This window comes from Microbacterium sp. NPDC058342 (assembly GCF_042723935.1).
In the GTDB taxonomy this organism is placed as follows: Bacteria; Actinomycetota; Actinomycetes; order Actinomycetales; family Microbacteriaceae; genus Microbacterium.
The window spans coordinates 1,411,502-1,427,395 of sequence record NZ_JBHXID010000001.1 but is presented as its reverse complement, the minus strand read 5'-3'; the positions used below and the strand labels follow the sequence as shown (position 1 = coordinate 1,427,395).

At 69.4% G+C, this 15,894-nt stretch carries 15 protein-coding genes; 2 read left to right on the top strand and 13 right to left on the bottom strand.

The annotated features are described in order from the left end of the window. Positions 1–49: 49 nt before the first annotated feature. Together ACFWHT_RS06500 and ACFWHT_RS06495 are read right to left on the bottom strand one after the other, a co-directional pair. Positions 50–409 (bottom strand): hypothetical protein, encoded by a 360-nt coding sequence (locus ACFWHT_RS06500; protein WP_378826589.1) that lies wholly within the window; start codon positions 407–409, stop codon positions 50–52. Further along, the gene (locus tag ACFWHT_RS06495) at positions 406–885 is read right to left on the bottom strand and encodes a hypothetical protein (RefSeq protein ID WP_378826587.1); all 480 of its coding nucleotides are present in this window, start codon (positions 883–885) and stop codon (positions 406–408) included. The genes ACFWHT_RS06500 and ACFWHT_RS06495 overlap by 4 nt, the downstream gene beginning before the upstream one ends. A gap of 71 nt (positions 886–956) precedes the next feature. Here ACFWHT_RS06495 and ACFWHT_RS06490 point away from each other — a divergent pair, with 71 nt between their 5' ends. Beyond that, positions 957–1,880 (top strand): hypothetical protein, encoded by a 924-nt coding sequence (locus tag ACFWHT_RS06490; RefSeq protein ID WP_378826584.1) that lies wholly within the window; start codon positions 957–959, stop codon positions 1,878–1,880. A gap of 68 nt (positions 1,881–1,948) precedes the next feature. Here the strand turns inward: ACFWHT_RS06490 and ACFWHT_RS06485 are convergent, their stop codons facing one another. From ACFWHT_RS06485 to ACFWHT_RS06455, 7 genes are all read right to left on the bottom strand, one after another. Then, positions 1,949–2,692, bottom strand: a complete 744-nt coding sequence (locus tag ACFWHT_RS06485; RefSeq protein ID WP_378826583.1) for a copper homeostasis protein CutC — start codon at positions 2,690–2,692, stop codon at positions 1,949–1,951. Beyond that, positions 2,692–4,038 carry an alpha-L-fucosidase gene (locus ACFWHT_RS06480; protein ID WP_378826581.1) on the bottom strand — a complete coding sequence of 449 codons (1,347 nt, stop codon included), beginning with the start codon at positions 4,036–4,038 and terminating at the stop codon, positions 2,692–2,694. Before ACFWHT_RS06480 ends, ACFWHT_RS06485 begins: the two co-directional genes overlap by 1 nt. Positions 4,039–4,040: 2 nt before the next feature. Beyond that, entirely contained in the window at positions 4,041–5,582 is a 1,542-nt protein-coding gene (locus ACFWHT_RS06475; RefSeq protein WP_378827926.1) for a M81 family metallopeptidase, read from the bottom strand. Positions 5,583–5,643: 61 nt separating this feature from the next. Beyond that, on the bottom strand, positions 5,644–6,588 hold the full coding sequence (locus ACFWHT_RS06470; protein WP_378826579.1) for an ROK family protein: 945 nt from the start codon (positions 6,586–6,588) through the stop codon (positions 5,644–5,646). 3 nt (positions 6,589–6,591) lie between these two features. After that, positions 6,592–7,506 (bottom strand): carbohydrate ABC transporter permease, encoded by a 915-nt coding sequence (locus tag ACFWHT_RS06465; RefSeq protein ID WP_378826577.1) that lies wholly within the window; start codon positions 7,504–7,506, stop codon positions 6,592–6,594. After that, the gene (locus ACFWHT_RS06460; protein ID WP_378826575.1) at positions 7,496–8,401 is read right to left on the bottom strand and encodes a carbohydrate ABC transporter permease; all 906 of its coding nucleotides are present in this window, start codon (positions 8,399–8,401) and stop codon (positions 7,496–7,498) included. The genes ACFWHT_RS06465 and ACFWHT_RS06460 overlap by 11 nt, the downstream gene beginning before the upstream one ends. 41 nt (positions 8,402–8,442) lie before the next feature. After that, positions 8,443–9,702 (bottom strand): extracellular solute-binding protein, encoded by a 1,260-nt coding sequence (locus ACFWHT_RS06455; RefSeq protein WP_378826572.1) that lies wholly within the window; start codon positions 9,700–9,702, stop codon positions 8,443–8,445. Between the two features lie 169 nt (positions 9,703–9,871). Between ACFWHT_RS06455 and ACFWHT_RS06450 the strand changes: the two genes are divergently transcribed. After that, positions 9,872–11,011, top strand: coding sequence for an ROK family protein (locus ACFWHT_RS06450; protein WP_378826571.1), 1,140 nt, complete (start codon positions 9,872–9,874; stop codon positions 11,009–11,011). Between the two features lie 18 nt (positions 11,012–11,029). On the opposite strand, the gene ACFWHT_RS06445 is transcribed toward ACFWHT_RS06450, so the two are convergent. The 4 genes from ACFWHT_RS06445 to ACFWHT_RS06430 all read right to left on the bottom strand — a co-directional run bounded on the left by ACFWHT_RS06445 (position 11,030) and on the right by ACFWHT_RS06430 (position 15,835). Continuing rightward, positions 11,030–12,310, bottom strand: a complete 1,281-nt coding sequence (locus tag ACFWHT_RS06445; RefSeq protein WP_378826569.1) for an alpha-L-fucosidase — start codon at positions 12,308–12,310, stop codon at positions 11,030–11,032. A 133-nt stretch (positions 12,311–12,443) separates the two neighbouring features. Further along, entirely contained in the window at positions 12,444–13,472 is a 1,029-nt protein-coding gene (ilvC, locus tag ACFWHT_RS06440) for a ketol-acid reductoisomerase (protein WP_378826567.1), read from the bottom strand. Positions 13,473–13,516: 44 nt separating this feature from the next. After that, complete coding sequence (gene ilvN / locus ACFWHT_RS06435) at positions 13,517–14,026, bottom strand: acetolactate synthase small subunit (protein ID WP_378826565.1); 510 nt, start codon at positions 14,024–14,026, stop codon at positions 13,517–13,519. A gap of 3 nt (positions 14,027–14,029) precedes the next feature. Next, on the bottom strand, positions 14,030–15,835 hold the full coding sequence (locus tag ACFWHT_RS06430; protein ID WP_378826563.1) for an acetolactate synthase large subunit: 1,806 nt from the start codon (positions 15,833–15,835) through the stop codon (positions 14,030–14,032). Positions 15,836–15,894: the final 59 nt, after the last annotated feature.

Here is a 15,894-nt window from a genome sequence, read left to right as displayed (position 1 = left end):
GACACACTTTACCGCAGCGGCCGGATGCTCTCGGACCGTGTGACGCGGCTCAACCTCCCGTGAGGGCGGCGAGGTTGCGGATCGCGTAGCTGAACGTGTCGAGCAGGAACACGGCACTCAGGCCCAGTCCGGCCGCCATTCCCAGCGCCAGCGTGCCGGGCGATCGGCGCCGGGTGAGCACGAGCACCACCGAGAACACGATCGCCGTCACGACGGCCGGCAGAAGGAGCACGACCCAGCCGTAGGCGGACATTCCGCCCACGGCGAGCTGGATCGCGTAGAAGACCGCCGTCCAGATGACGAAGGCATGCGCCAGGCCTGCGACGCCGGTCAGGAGCCCGCGCAGAGCACGGGAGAAGGGGCTGGATGCCTTGGGGCGCTCATCCGCCGCCGTGACACTCTCGCTCACAGAAGGGCACCTCCCCCGGCCACGACGAACGGCCACGGCACCAGCAGTGCCGCGCCGGCGAACAGCCACGCGAACCTGATCCACGTCTTCGCCCCGCGAGTCATCACGAGCACCGCGACGAACCAGACCGCGGGCGCGAGCACGGCCAGCCACAGCGCGCCCTGGTAGAGCGCGGCGGGAAGCGTGAACATCACCGGCGCCTGCATCCCCACGCCGCCGATGACCCAGCCCACCGTGTACAGCAGGTAGACGCCACCGAGGATGCCGAACAGCAGCAGGCTCACCGTCCCCGTGCCCTGCGGCTCGTCGGCGGCGGTCGGTGTCGCGGATGCGGACGGCGCAGCGCCCGCGTCTGCCTCCGGCGCCCCCTGCGCCCCCGTCCTCCGCTTCTCCGGCCGTCGCACGCCGGGGCTGCGACCGTCGAGCGCGTCGTCTCCGCCCCAGCTCAGTGCGTCGTCGTCGGCATCCGATCTCATGTCCCCAGGGTAGCGGCGACGCCGCATCCCTCCCACTATGCTCAGGGGCGACAGCACACCGGGAGGACACCGTGGCGAAGAGCGACGACAGAGCGGTCGAGGCGGAAGCGAGCACGTCCGATGCGCGCGGCTGGGTGCCGACCGCGGATGCGAAGAGGCAGGCCACCAGGCTCCGGTGGATCGCCGCCGTCCTGTGGGCGATCGCCATCGCGGGAGAGGCCGTCGCGATCTTCTGGGTCCTGCGTCAGCGTGACGTCCCGGCCGACACCGGGCTGACGCGCAACCCCGAGACGGGGCTGCTGGAGCAGCAGGCCACCGGCGGCACGTTCCCGCAGTGGGCGTTCATCACCCTGCTGGTGATGCTCGTCGTCATCGCGGCGCTGTCGATCACCGGCTCGCTGCTGTGGAAGAGTGCCAACCGGCTCGACCCCGCGCGAAAGTCCGACACGGTGCGCTTCTTCGTGCAGAACCAGCTGGGCGCGATCATCGCGGTCATCGCCTTCCTCCCGCTGATCATACTCATCTTCCTCAACAAGGACATGGACAAGGGCCAGAAGACCACGGCCGGCGCGATCGGCATCGTGCTCGCCGCGGTCGCGGTCTTCTTCGGCATCAGCTTCACCCCGCCGTCCGTCGAGAAGTACACCGCCGACCAGTCGACGGTCATCATGATGCTCGGCGAGGACCAGGTCACCTGGGTCGCCGGGGGCGGCGTCTATCACGTGTGCGATCGGGTGTCGGACATCCAGACCGGCAGCGAGATCATGACGGGCACGACGGCGGAGGCCATCGAGGCGGGCAAGCAGCGCCTCACTCTCAAGTTCGCGTCTGAGTTGCGCGCCTGCGATCTTCCGGTGCCGGTCAACGTACAGGAGATCACCGACGCCCTCCGTCAGATCCAGGACGATCGCACCGTGACCCTGCCCAAGCCCGAATGGGGCGAAGGCGTCACGCCGCCCCTCGTCGTGGACGACGCCGCGCCCGCCGCGGGCTGAGTCGTCCCTCATCAGCAGGGCAGCACCGCTCGCGCATGCGTGTGGCGGGCCCTGCGCGCACCCGATGGCTACGCCGCGCCGGCGAGCGCCCCGTCGAGCGCGGCTCGCGCCGCCTCCACCACCGCACGATCGGTGACATCGAACCCGGCCGCACCGCCACCGGGCCCGCTGGGCGAGACGTCTGCAGACGCCGCCCGCGCCGACAGGTGCACGGCATCCGCTCCCGCCGCGACGAAGCGGGCGATGTCCTCGACTCGCACTCCCCCGCCCGGCATCACCTGCACCCGGCCCGCCGAGCGCTCGATGAGCGAGGCGATGACCGCGAAGCCGTCGAGGCTGCGGACCGCCCCGCCGCTGGTGAGCACGCGATGCGCACCGAGTTCGACGAGCTGATCCATCACGCGCACGGGATCGGCGGCCACATCGATGGCGCGGTGGAAAGCGACCTCCGCCCCGTCGGCAGCGTCGGTCCAGCGGCGCATGGCGTCCATGTCGACACCGCCGTCCAGCGCCATGGCCCCGACCACGACCCCGCCGGCACCGCGCCGCACGACCTCGCGGATGTCGGATGTCACGAGCGCGACCTCCTCGGAGTCGTAGACGAAGCCACCGGGGCGCGGACGCACGAGCACGGCGACGCGCGCACCACCGCCGGCCGCCTCCGACACCGCGTCGACGGTTCCCGGCGACGGCGTGAGGCCGCCTGTCGCGGAGAGCGCCTGGCACAGCTCGACCCGATCGGCGCCCGCCGCGAAGGCGATGCGCGCTCCGGCGGCGTCCTGGACGGCGATCTCGAGCGCCACGGAGCGCATCAGGCGACCGTCGCGACCGCGACCGGGGCGGCTCTCAGCGCATCGGGGATGCGAAGCACTCGCGCGCCGTCCGCAGACGCCTCCGCCTGCGCGTCGGAGCCGTCCGCCCATCGCGCCGCGCGGCCCGTGAGCTCGTGAGGGAGCACCAGTTCACCGACGGCGGGATCCAGGGCGTGCACGTGCACGCCTTCCGCCGAGCTCGTGTAGCGCACCGGGGCGCCGACCGGCTCGCCGAAGCGGATCCACGGGCGAGTGCCGTAGACCGCGCTGCCGTTCTCGCGCAGCCAGGAGCCCATCGCGCGCATCGCCGCGAGCTGGAGCTCCGGGATCGTGCCGTCGGCGGCGGGACCCACGTTGATCAGCAGGTTGCCGTTCTTGGAGACCACGTCGACGAGCATCCGGATCAGCTCGGCGCCGGAGAGCGAGTGCCTCTCATCCTCGGCCCGGTTGAAGCCGAAAGAGTATCCCAGCCCGCGGGTGGACTCCCACGGCGCGTCGAGGATGTCGGGGATGTCACGGTACTCGCGGGTGAGGAAGCCGTGGTACGGCACGCCCCAGCGGTCGTTGATCACCCCGTCGGGCACGGCGCCGAAGTAGCGCGCGAGCAGCGACGCGACCGCGAAGTCCTCGCCGCCCTTGCCGCCGTCCGGCCACTCGATGTCGTTCCACAGCACGTCGGGCGAGAACCGCTGGACGAGCTCCTCCAGCTGGGCGGCCGCGTAGCGGGCGAAGTGCTCGTCGTTGCGGCGGAACCGGAACAGGTCCGTGTCGGATTCGATGGGCGGGAAGTCGCTGACGTGCCAGTCCAGCGCCCCGGAGTAGTACACGCCGAAGCGCGCGCCGGCGCGACGGACCGCATCGTGGAATTCCCCGATCAGGTCGCGTCGCGGACCGCGTGCCACGGAGTTGAACGACGTCGTCCCCGTGTTCCACAGGCAGAAGCCCTCATGGTGCTTGGTCGTGGGGATGACGTACTTGGCGCCTGCTCCCATCAGCTCCCCGACGAACGCGTCGGCGTCGAACGACGACGCGTCCCACTGGTCGGCGAGGTCCTCGTACGAGGTGCCGGGACCGTACACCTGCTGGTGGTGCTCCCAGGTGGGGCTGCCGGCGATCCGCACGGTGTTCGCGTACCACTCCGCATACTGGTGCCAGGCGTAGGCGTCCTCGGCGGGGATGTTGACACCCTCGCCGTGCTGCACGGCCCAGGCGGGCACCGAGTACAGCCCCCAGTGCACGAAGAAGCCGAGTTTGGCGTCGCGGTACCACTCGGGTACGCCGTTGGCCGGATACGCGGGTGCGCCGGATCCGAGGTCGGGGCCGGTGCGGGTCTCGAAGTTCAGCATGCTCAGCTCTCCTGGCGTCGGCTCACGTGTGCCGTGAGCGGCGGGTTTCCGGTGGTGTCGAACGGGTACACGCCCGGGGCGAGGTCGTGATGCCCGAGACGCAGCAGATCCTGGTCGACACCGCCCGGCGTGAGCGCGAGCGTCCAGTCCGCCGCCAGATCGTACAGTTCCGGCTCGAGGTAGCCGATCTTCACGACGACGATGTCGGCCGCCTCGGGGTCGAGCCCCAGCATGCGGAAGTCGTCGAGGTGGTGGAAGGGCTTGCGGCGCGACGTGATGATGGCGTGCAGGCCTCCCACATCGATGACCGCCTGGGTGCCGGCATCCGGATCACCCTCGGTGATGGAGTGCACCCGGCCGGTGAGCGACACCGGCCCGCTCGGTCCGTCGTCGACTCCGGCACCCGCGGTGAGCGTGATCGTCGCACCCGCGCCGGCGGCGCGGGCCGTCTCGACCGCGGCGGCGTCGAAGATCGAGGCGACGAGCGTGGTGCGCGTGCCGTCGGTGAGTTCGGGCCACTCGAGCAGCCTGGTGAGGGTCCAGGTGACGTCGCCCGCGCCTCCCGCGGTGGGATTGTCACCCGAGTCCGAGATCACGTAGGGGCGCGCGGCACCTGGCGCGAGCGCCCTCTCCAGGGCGCCGTCGAGCGTGGCCGTCGGCGCGACGAAGACGAAGTCTGCCCTCGCATCCCAGAACCGGCGTGCGACGCGCTCCGCTTCGCGCGTGATGGTCTCGCGGTCGTCGCCCATCACGACGACGTACGCCTGGCAGCGCGGCTCGTCCGCCCAGGCGTAGCCGATCCAGATGGACGCGTCCACCACCCCGTCGAGCGCCTCGATGTCGGGCAGCTCGGCGTACAGCCCGGCGGCCGGTTCGAGCCTGGTGCTGGTCTTCTCGCCCGGGAGAAGCACCGGAACGGGCACCCAGGCCTTGAACGGGCGGCGCTGCAGAGCGTCCCTGCCGTGTGGGCCGCGCAGGCGAGCGAGCAGGTTCCAGACCGCGCGCTCCTTGGTGTTCATCCAGTCCTCGTGCGGCGCCATGCGATAGCAGGTGAGCAGGTCGACCTCATCGCGCAAGACCTCCGACACGTTGCCGTGCAGGTCCATCGAGGTGGAGATCAGGGTGTCCGGACCCAGCGCGTCCCGCACGGCACGGGCGAGATCGCCCTCGGCGTCCTTCATCCCGACCACGCTCATCGCACCGTGGATGTCGAGGAAGAAGCCGTCGAAGGCGCCGCCGTCGCGCACGCTCTCGCGGATGCCGTCGACGATCGCCCGCTTCATCCGGGCGTAGGTCGCCGGCGCCACCGCACCGCCGGGCAGCGAGCGCCCGTGATGGATCGGGATCCACTGCGCCGCCGCGCGGAGCTCGCGTCCCTCCTCGAGGAACGGGTAGTAGCCGAGCAGGTCGGACCCCGTGCGGATCGTGAAGGCCTCATCACCTGAGATGTGCGGCGAGAAGGTGCTCGACTCGATCGAGATCCCGCCGATCCCGATCCGTGGGGCCGCGAGTCCGCCGTCGTCGACGGCGGGCAGCGGGCCCATCCAGATCTCACGGGCTTCGGGGCGTGCGGACACGGGACCTCCTCGGGTCTCGGGGTTTCGTTCAGTATGCGGGGACGAGCACGGCCCGGCGGGCCGACTCGATCGCGCCGAGCGCCACGGCGTCGCCCCCCAGACGCGCGGGACGGATGTCGAGCGGGATGCCCGAGACCGGGGCGTCCGTGCGCAGGGCGTCGTCGACGCCGTGTCGCAGCAGATCCCAGGCGTGGGAGACGCCGCCGCCGACGATGGCCGCGGGCAGGTCGAGCAGCGTCGCCGCGCTGGCGCATGCCAGGCCGAGCGCGCGGCCGGCGGCGAAGAACACCGCGATCGCGTGCGCGTCGCCCGACCTCGCCCGCACGGCGACTTCGCGGGCGTCGGGCAGCACGACGCCGGAGCGCTCCGCGTACCGCAGGGCGATCGACGTGCCGGATGCCAGGGTCTCCAGGTGCCCCACCTGACCGCACGTGCAGATCAGGTCACCGTAGCCGGGTGTGTGGCCGATCTCGCCGGCGGCGCCGTGCGGACCCCGGCGCAGCTCGCCGTCGATGATGACGGCACCGCCGACCCCCGTTCCGAGCATCACGCCCAGCACGTCGCCGCCCTCACCGGCCGCCTCTCCGAGCAGGAACGCGTTGACATCGTTCTCCACCGCCACCGGGGCGTCGAGACGGGCGGACAGCTCGGCCGCCAGCGGAAATCCCACCCAGTCCACGAACGTCGCCGACGCGGCGCGGATCGATCCGCTCTCGTGGTCGATCACTCCGGCCGCGCCGACGCCCGCGGCGAGCAGGGGCGCTCCCGCGGTCAGGCGCAGTGCGAGCTCGGCAGCGGCATCCGCCACGACGGACCCGCCCTCGCGGACCGGGGCGGTGACGGAGTCCCTGGCCAGCGTGCGGCCCTGCTCGTCCACGACCAGGCAGGAGATCTTCGTCCCGCCGATGTCGAGGCCGAGGAGCACGCGATCGGCGGAGTGGGCGCGCGCGGCGCCCGGCGTCGAAGCATCCATCGCTCAGCGCCCGCCGAGTCCGGCCATGGCGATGCCCTTGACCAGGTGCTTCTGCAGGACGATCACCAGCACCGTCGTCGGGATCATCGAGATGATCGCCGCCGCCATCTGCAGGTCCCAGCGCGTGCCGGTCAGCCCGGCGAAGCTCGCCAGTCCCACCGGCAGGGTGCCGTGGGCGTCATAGTCGACCGTCACGATGAGCGGCCACAGGTAGCTGTTCCAGAAGGAGAGGAACGTGAACACGGCGAGGACGGCGACGGCCGACTTCGACAGCGGGAGGATGATCTGCAGGAACGAGCGGATCGGTCCGGCACCGTCCACGCGCGCCGCCTCCTCCAGCTCATAGGGGATCCCGCGGAAGAACTGCCGCATGAGGAAGGTCCCGAAGGCGCCGAACGCGAACGGCAGGATCAGCGCCTGGTACGTGTCGACCCAGTCGAACCACTGCATGACCTGGAACATCGGGATGACGAGCACCTCGGCGGGCACCATCAGGGTCGCCAGGAACAGCACGAACACGGCGTCGCGTCCCTTCCACCGCAGACGCCCGAAGGCGTAGCCGGCGGTGGTCGACACGATCAGCACGACGAGCGTTCCGCCGATCGCCACGATGAAGGAGTTGAGGATGTAGGTGACGAACGGCCCGTATGCGAAGACGTCGGCGAAGTTGTTCCAGCGCAGCTCCGAACCGATGAGGGTGGGCGGCATCGAGAACATCTCGGAGTTCGGCTTCAGAGCCGAGAAGAAGGCGTAGACCAGCGGCGAGACGAACACCAGCGCCGCGATGTAGATGCACACGTGCGCGAGCACGAGGCGGATGCGGGCGCCGGGCGTGGTCTCCGCGCCCCGGCTGCGCCGGCCGCCGTCGGTGTGCTTGTCGGTGACACCGGCGCCGGCGGTGATCAGCTCAGTGCTCATAGTGCACCCACTTCCTCTGTGCGGCGAACTGGATGCCGGTGATCGCGATGATGATCGCGAACAGGATCCAGGCGGCCGCGGCGGCCAGACCCAGATCGCCGAAGGTGAAGCCCTGCTCCCAGATGTACATCACGAGCGGCTTGGTCGCGTTGCCCGGTCCGCCGCCGGTGAGCATCTGCGGCTGGACGAACACCTGCAGCGAGGTGATCATCGTCATGATCGTGGCGAAGAAGATCGACGGGGAGATCATCGGGATGATGATGCTCCACACCCGGCGGAAGCCGCGCGCCCCATCGATGCTCGCCGCTTCCAGCACGCTCTCCGGAAGCTGCTCGAGCGCAGCCGAGAAGATCAGCATGTTGTAACCGAGCCCCTGCCAGACGCTCATGGCGACGACCATGATCATCGACCAGTTCGCGTCTGCGAGGAAGTTGGGCAGCTCCAGGCCGAACCAGGTCTGGGACAGCCCGTTGAACAGACCCTGCGGCTGGAGCATCATCTTCCACACCAGCACGTTGGCGACCATGGGCGTGACGACGGGGATGAAGAAGAGCACGCGCAGGGCACCGCGCCCGCGGATGCGCGAGCCGAGTCCGAGGGCGAGCACGAGCGAGAGGGCGACGCTCAGCGGCACGTACAGCAGCGTGTAGACCGCGGAGTTGCGCAGCGCCGGCCAGAAGTCGGGGCTGCTGGTGAACAGCTTCAGGTAGTTGTCGGCACCGTTGAAGGTGCGCTCGCCGAAGGTCGGCCAGTCGAAGACGCTCATCACGATCGACAGCCCCACGGGCACGATCGTGAACAGGGCGAGCCCCACCAGGGCTGGGCTTGCGAATCCCAGCGCCTGGCGGGCCTCGACCTTGGCGAGCGATCCCCGACGTGTCGTCGTGATCGTCATCTCAGTCTTTCTCTGCTACTGCTGCGGTGTACGGAGTCGGCTCACTCGCCGAACTGCGCCTGCGCGTTCGACAGCAGCTCCTCCATCGTCATCTGGCCGTTGTACACGCTGACCAGGTTCGGCTGGATGTAGCTGTCGAGCTTCTGCCAGCTCTTGGTCATGTACAGCGGCACGGTGTCACCGAATGCGGCCTCGAAGACCGACTGCACCTGCTCGCGGTGCTTCTCGTCGATCGACTCGAAGTACAGCGGCTGCGACGAGGTGCGCGCCGGGTAGGAGCGTCCGGAGGAGGCGATGTAGTCCTGGGCGTCCGCGCTCAGCAGGGAGCCGAGGACCTTCAGCGCGGCCTCGGGGTTCTCGCAGTTCGCGGAGATGCCGTAGCCGGAGCCGAGGATCGGGCCGGGGTTGCCGTCGACACCGGCGGGCAGCGGGACCAGGCCCGCGGCGAAGCCGGATTCGTTCTCGAGGTAGCTCACGGCGTTCCAGGTGCCGTCGACGGCCATCGCGGCGTTGCCACCGGTGTACTGGTTCTCTCCCCAGCCGGTGTCCGACGCCGAGGCGACCGGTGCCGCGACCTTCTTGTCGGTGACGAGTCCGGCGTACCACGACGCGGCGTCGACGAAGTCCTTGTCGTCGATGTGCAGCGTGCCCTCTTCGGAAGCCGGCTGCTTCGCGGAGTAGGCGATGGGCATCGACATCCACTGGTAGCCGCCCATGCCCATGCCGAAGCCGTACTTGCCGTCCTTGGTGGCGTCGGCTGCGATGGCGTCGAAGTCGTCGAACGTCCAGCCGATCTCGGGCGTCGCGGCGCCGGCCGCACCCAGCAGGTCCTGGTTGTAGTACACGAGCATGGTGGCCACGTCGAACGGCACGCCGTACAGCTTGCCCTCGAAGCTCAGGATGCCGTCGGCGCTCGGGTTGAACTCCGCCCAGTCGATCCCGGCGGTCTTGAGGTCCTCGGCGCTGAGCTCGCGGAATCCGCCCGTGTAGCCGCCCAGCTGCGCGCCGCTCATACCCGTGACACAGGCCATGTTGCCGCTGGCCATGTTCGTCGTCAGCTTGGTGAAGAAGTCGCTCCACGGCGACGTCTGCAGCTTGATCTTGATGTCAGGGTTCTGCTTCTGCGCGATGGCGACCTGCGCCTCGAGAGCCTCGGTGTCGGACTCGCTGCCGGCCCACATGTCGACGACGATGGTGTCGTCGGAGGCGTCGGATCCGCCGGACCCACCGGCCGCGCATCCGGTCATGGCGACGGCGACGCCCGCAACGGCGACGACCGCGCCCACCCGCATCTTCTTCATTGAATGTCTCCTTGCGAAAGTGTTCGAGTCTGGTTATTTCGACTATCGAAACAACCTGTTATTGTTCTGCAGGAAGTTACCGTGTCATGATTCGGACGCGAGCGCAACACGAACATCCGATGTCTCGTACACCGTCATCGGATCGAGACCTGAGCCGGAGACGAACAGAATGACTCCCACAGCATCCGACGACACCCGCATCATCCTCGACCTCGTCGCCAGCGGCCGGGCACGCTCCCGCTCCCAGCTGGCGGACCTGCTCGGGCTGGCCGCGTCCACCGTCGGACTCCGCGTGCAGTCGCTCCTCGACGCGGGGCTGCTCGAGGAGGCCGGCGAGGGCAGCTCCCGGGGCGGGCGCCGCCCCCGCATGCTGCGCGTGGCCGAGGACGGCGGCATCGTCCTCACCGCGGACCTCGGCGGCGGACACGCGAGGATCGGCAGGCACGGGCTCTCCGGCGCCATCCAGCGCGTCACCACGATCCCCATCGACCTCACCCGTGGGCCGGAGGCCACGCTGGCGGCCGTGGGCGATGCCATGGACACCATGATCACGGGCTCGACCGTCCGGGCCATCGGCGTCGGACTCCCCGGCCCCGTCCATGTGGAGACCGGCAGCGTCGACCAGCCGTCGCGCATGCCGGGGTGGTCCGGCTTCCGCGTCGGCGAGCACCTCAGCGCGCGCTTCGGGGGCATCAGCGTCGCCGTCGACAACGATGCCAACCTGGCCGCTCTCGGCGAGCACGGCGAGCAGTTCGGAGCGGCCCATCACAGCATCACGGTGAAGGCGGGCACGGCCATTGGCAGCGGCATCATCGTCGACGGTGTGGTGCATCGGGGCGCCACCGGCGCGGCCGGGGACATCACGCACACCAGGATCGACGCGATCGGCGACACCCCCTGCTCCTGCGGCAACACCGGCTGCCTGGAGACCGTGGCCAGCGGGGCGAGCCTGGTGCGCCAGATGCGCGAGCGCGGCGTCGCGGGCATCCGCAGCGTGGAACAGGTGCTCGCGCTGGCCCGCGACGCCGACCCCGTCGCGACCACGCTGGTGCGCACCGCCGGAACGCATCTCGGCCAGGCGCTGTCCGGCGTGGTGAACTTCTTCAATCCCCACGCCGTCTTCCTGACGGGAGGCATGAGCGCCTCGGAGCCGTTCCTCGCCGCCGTGCGCAGCCGCGTCTACGAGGCGTGCCATCCGCTCGTCACGCAGAGACTGCGCATCGAAGCCGCCCGCACCGGGGCCGACGCGATCGTCCTCGGCGCCGCCCGCCTCGCCCTCAGCGAGCTCGAGATGCCCGCATCCGCCTGACCGAAGGTCCCTCCCGCCTCACGGCGTCGGCGACTCCGCGGTCAGGGTCAGCTCGATCACCGGCACGAGCACGTCCGGCCGACGCACCGGCAGGTGAACCGTGAGGGTGCCCTCCGCCTCGAGAGTCGGCGTCATGTGCGTCTCGTGCTGGTCGGGGTCCGGCACCGAGGTCTTGAGCCACGAACCGTCGCTGAGCAGCCGTGCGAAGGCGACCCTCCCGCCCAGCTCGGGGAGGTGGACGAAGCCCAGCGGCCAGCTGAACAGGTGAAGGTACAGCCGGTCGCCGCGACGAGTGTAGACGCCTTCCCGCGGCGGCACGAAGTCGGCGTGCCCCGCGCCGACGATCGCGTCGCGATGCAGCCGCATCCACTCGCCGATCTCATCGAGCGTGCGAGCGTCGCGGGGAGCAACCGCGCCCCGGCCGTCAGGGCCGATGTTCAGCAGCATGTTGCCGTCCATCGACACCGAATCGGCGAGCATCTGCACCAGCAGCGTCGGCGACTTCTGGTCGGTGTTGTCGCGGTGATACCCCCAGGAGCCGTTGAGCGTCTGGCACGCTTCCCACACCTGCGGCGCGCCCTGCGCATCGACGAGCGGCGCGGTGGGCTGGTACTGCTCGGGCGTGACGAAGTCGGCCGGGATGCCGAGGCGGTCGTTCACGAGCATGTCGGGCTGCAGCTCGCGGCACATCGCCAGCAGCTCGTCGGCGTTCCACGCCTCGGGACCCTTGCCGGCCCAGCCGTCGCGGCTCTCCGGGTAGGTGAAGTCGAAGAAGAAGTAGTCGATGTCGCCGTAGCCGGTCAGCAGCTCCCGCACCTGACCGTGCAGGTACTCGCGGTAGCGCGCCATGTCGCGGCCCTCATTGAGGGCGGCGGCGTCCTCGTCGTCGCGGCGCGGGTGGTTCCAGTCGATCGTGAAGTCCGGATGGCGCCAGTCGATCACCGAGTGGTACAGGCCGACCTTGAGCCTCTCGGCGCGCACGGCGTCCACGAACTCCCGCACGAGATCGCGGCCGGAGCTCGTCTGCGAGGAGAAGTCGGTCAGCGCCGAATCGAACAGGCAGAAGCCGTCGTGATGCTTCGTCGTGAGCACGACGTATCCCATGCCGGTCTCCCTCGCCCTGCGTGCGATCGCCTTCGCATCGAAGAGGTCCGGATCGAAGTGCTCGAAGTACTGTCGGTAATCGTCATCGGTCAGGCACTCGTAGCTCTGCACCCACTCGTGACGCGCCGCCACGCTGTAGATGCCGAAGTGCACGAACATTCCGAAGCGGGCCTCGTCGAACCATTCCTGTCGCATGAGTCCATCCTGGCACAGACATCGGATGTCTACGCGTCACCCGGCTCAGATCGTCGCAGACGCCGCTCGTACCGCGTCGAGACGGCGAGAAGGGCACCCCGTCCGGGATGCCCTTCTCGCGTGGTGCGTGAAATCAGCGCGCGGCACTGCCCTCGACGTAGTCCTCGTCGGACTGCTTCCAGGCGAAGAGCGAGCGCAGCTCCTTGCCGGTCGTCTCGATCGGGTGGCCCTGCTCCTTCTCACGAAGGGCGAGGAACTCCTGAGCGCCGTTGTCCTGGTCATCGATGAAGCGCTTCGCGAACGCGCCCGACTGGATGTCGGCCAGCACGCCCTGCATGCGCTCCTTGACGCCGGCGTCGATGACGCGCGGCCCCGACACGTAGTCGCCGAACTCCGCCGTGTCGGAGATCGACCAGCGCTGCTTGGCGATGCCGCCCTCCCACATGAGATCGACGATGAGCTTGAGCTCGTGCAGCACCTCGAAGTAGGCGATCTGCGGCTGGTAGCCGGCCTCGGTCAGCGTCTCGAAGCCCGCCTGCACCAGGTGGCTGACGCCGCCGCAGAGCACGGCCTGCTCGCCGAACAGGTCGGTCTCGGTCTCCTCGGTGAAGGTCGTCTTGATGACGCCGGCCCTGGTGCCGCCGATGGCCTTCGCGTACGACAGCGCCAGTGCCCAGGCGCCGCCGGTGGCGTCGCGCTCCACGGCGATGATGTCGGGGATGCCGCGCCCGGCGACGAACTCACGGCGCACCGTGTGGCCCGGGGCCTTCGGCGCGATGAGGATGACGTCGACGCCCTCGGGAGCGTCGATGTAGCCGAAGCGGATGTTGAAGCCGTGCGCGAAGGCGAGTGCCTTGCCGGCGGTGAGGCGATCCTTGATCGACTCGTTGTAGATCGTGCGCTGGTGCTGGTCCGGCGCGAGGATCATGATGACGTCGGCCCACTCGGTGGCGTCGGCAACGTTCTTGACGGGGAATCCCGCCTCCTCGGCCTTGGCGATGGACTTGGAGCCCTCCTTGAGGGCGATCGTGACCTCGACGCCCGAGTCGCGAAGGTTCATCGCGTGCGCGTGACCCTGCGAGCCGTAGCCGACGATCGCGACCTTCTTGCCCTGGATGATCGACAGATCGGCGTCGTCGTCGTAGAAGATCTCGGTGCTCACGGTGTTTGTCTCTCCTTGTTCGTGGATTCTGGAAGTTCTCTTGCTCAACCGCGCAGGACGCGCTCGGTGATGCTCTTGCCGCCCCGGCCGATGGCGAGCAGGCCCGACTGGGCGAGCTCTTTGATGCCGAAGGGCTCGAGCGCCCGCAGCAGCGCCTGCACCTTGCCCTGGTCGCCGGTGACCTCGACCACCAGGGCATCCGGCGCGTAGTCGACGACCGACGCGCGGAACAGGTTGACGACCTCGAGCACGTTCGAGCGCGTGTTGTTGTCGGTGCGCACCTTGATGAGCATGTGCTCGCGCTGCACCGACGTGGACTGCTCGAGCTCGACGATCTTGATCACGTTGACCAGCTTGTTCAGCTGCTTGGTGACCTGCTCGAGCGGAAGTTCGTCGACGTCGACGACGACGGTGACGCGGGAGATGCCGCTCACCTCGGTCACGCCCACGGCCAGGGACTCGATGTTGAAGCCGCGACGGGCGAAGAGCCCGGCGACGCGGGTCAGGATGCCGGGGGTGTCCTCCACCAGCAGGCTCAGCACATGCGATGCCATGGGTCAGTCCTCCTGCTCGAAGGCCGGCGCGTGGTCGCGCGCGTACTGGACGTAGCTGTTGCTGACGCCCTGGGGAACCATCGGCCACACCATGGCATCCGCACTGACGACGAAGTCGATCACGACCGGGCGATCGTTGGTCTCGAGCGCCAGCTGGATGGCGGCATCCACCTCATCCTCCTTCTCGACGCGGATCGCGAGGCAGCCGTAGGCCTCGGCGAGCTTGACGAAGTCGGGGATGCGGATGCTGCCGTGTCCGGTGTTCAGATCGGTGTTGGAGTGACGCCCGTCGTAGAACAGCGTCTGCCACTGGCGCACCATGCCCAGCGAGGAGTTGTTGATGATGGCGACCTTGATCGGGATGTTGTTGATCGCGCAGGTGGCGAGTTCCTGATTGGTCATCTGGAAGCACCCGTCGCCGTCGATCGACCAGACCACGCGGTCGGGCTCTGCGACCTTGGCGCCCATCGCGGCGGGCACGGAGTAGCCCATCGTGCCGGCTCCCCCGGAGTTCAGCCAGGCATTGGGACGCTCGTACTTGATGAACTGCGCGGCCCACATCTGGTGCTGTCCGACACCCGCGGCGTAGATGCCCTCGGGACCGGTCAGCTCGCCGATCCGCTGGATCACGTGCTGCGGCGCCAGGAGCCCGTCGCTGGTGGGCGCGAAGCCGAGCGGGAACTCGGCCTTCAGCCCGTCGAGGTACGACCACCATTCCTCGGTGTCGGGGCGGGAACCGGCGATCGCGCCCCGGAAGGCGGTGTCGAGGTCGACGAGCACGTCGCGCACGTCGCCGACGATCGGCACATCCGCCGTGCGGATCTTGGAGATCTCGGCGGGGTCGATGTCGACGTGCACGACCTTGGCGTGAGGCGCGAACAGCGCGACCCGTCCGGTGACGCGGTCGTCGAAGCGGGCACCCAGCGAGACGATGAGGTCGGCCTCCTGCAGCGCGAGCACCGCGGGGACGGTCCCGTGCATGCCGGGCATCCCCAGGTGCTGCGGGTGGGAGTCGGGGAAGGCGCCTCGTGCCATCAGCGTGGTGACCACCGGTGCGCCCGTGGACTCGGCGAGGACGCGCAGCTCGTCCGAGGCGCGACCGCGGATCACACCGCCGCCGACGTAGAGAACGGGCTTCTTCGCCTCGGCGAGGAGGGTGGCGGCGGCCTGGATCTGCTTGCCGTGCGCCTTGGTCACCGGGCGGTAGCCGGGCAGGTCGATCCTGGGCGGCCACACGAACGGCGCGACGTTCTGCTGCGCGTCCTTCGTGATGTCCACGAGCACGGGGCCCGGGCGCCCGGTCGAGGCGATCTCGAACGCCGCGGCGATCGCGCCCGGGATCTCGGAGGCGTCCTTCACGAGGAAGGAGTGCTTGGTGACGGGCATCGTGATCCCGACGATGTCGGCCTCCTGGAAGGCGTCCGTGCCCATCAGGGTCGAGAACACCTGCCCGGTGATCGCGACGAGCGGCACGGAATCCATGTAGGCGTCGGCGATGGCGGTCACGAGGTTGGTCGCCCCCGGGCCCGAGGTCGCGATGCACACGCCGACGCGACCGGACGCCGAGGCGTAGCCCTCGGCGGCGTGCCCGGCGCCCTGCTCGTGCCGCACCAGGATGTGGCGCAGCTCGGAGGCGTCCATCAGCGGGTCGTAGACCGGGAGGATGGCTCCGCCGGGCAGGCCGAAGACGTCGGTGACGCCGAGGTTCTCGAGCGAGCGGACGACTGCCTCGGCTCCCGTGATCTCGGGAGCGGAGGCAGGACGGGCGGGCGGCCGCGGCACGGCCGGTGCGGAATCAGGAGGAGTCATGTCTTTCCTAGATGATCTGTCGGAGTCGGATCGACCGCCGTCGCGGGCGGTGGAAGCAC

Bases quoted from the DNA above. Each gene is read 5' to 3' on its own strand.
- ACFWHT_RS06475 (WP_378827926.1), bottom strand. From the start codon at position 5,582: ATGGGCCCGCTGCCCGCCGTCGACGACGGCGGACTCGCGGCCCCACGG.
- ACFWHT_RS06450 (WP_378826571.1), top strand. From the start codon at position 9,872: ATGACTCCCACAGCATCCGACGACACCCGCATCATCCTCGACCTCGTC.
- ACFWHT_RS06470 (WP_378826579.1), bottom strand. From the start codon at position 6,588: ATGGATGCTTCGACGCCGGGCGCCGCGCGCGCCCACTCCGCCGATCGC.
- ACFWHT_RS06455 (WP_378826572.1), bottom strand. From the start codon at position 9,702: ATGAAGAAGATGCGGGTGGGCGCGGTCGTCGCCGTTGCGGGCGTCGCC.
- ilvN (WP_378826565.1), bottom strand. From the start codon at position 14,026: ATGGCATCGCATGTGCTGAGCCTGCTGGTGGAGGACACCCCCGGCATC.
- ACFWHT_RS06485 (WP_378826583.1), bottom strand. From the start codon at position 2,692: ATGCGCTCCGTGGCGCTCGAGATCGCCGTCCAGGACGCCGCCGGAGCG.
- ACFWHT_RS06460 (WP_378826575.1), bottom strand. From the start codon at position 8,401: ATGACGATCACGACGACACGTCGGGGATCGCTCGCCAAGGTCGAGGCC.
- ACFWHT_RS06495 (WP_378826587.1), bottom strand. From the start codon at position 885: ATGAGATCGGATGCCGACGACGACGCACTGAGCTGGGGCGGAGACGAC.
- ACFWHT_RS06480 (WP_378826581.1), bottom strand. From the start codon at position 4,038: ATGCTGAACTTCGAGACCCGCACCGGCCCCGACCTCGGATCCGGCGCA.
- ACFWHT_RS06465 (WP_378826577.1), bottom strand. From the start codon at position 7,506: ATGAGCACTGAGCTGATCACCGCCGGCGCCGGTGTCACCGACAAGCAC.
- ACFWHT_RS06430 (WP_378826563.1), bottom strand. From the start codon at position 15,835: ATGACTCCTCCTGATTCCGCACCGGCCGTGCCGCGGCCGCCCGCCCGT.
- ACFWHT_RS06445 (WP_378826569.1), bottom strand. From the start codon at position 12,310: ATGCGACAGGAATGGTTCGACGAGGCCCGCTTCGGAATGTTCGTGCAC.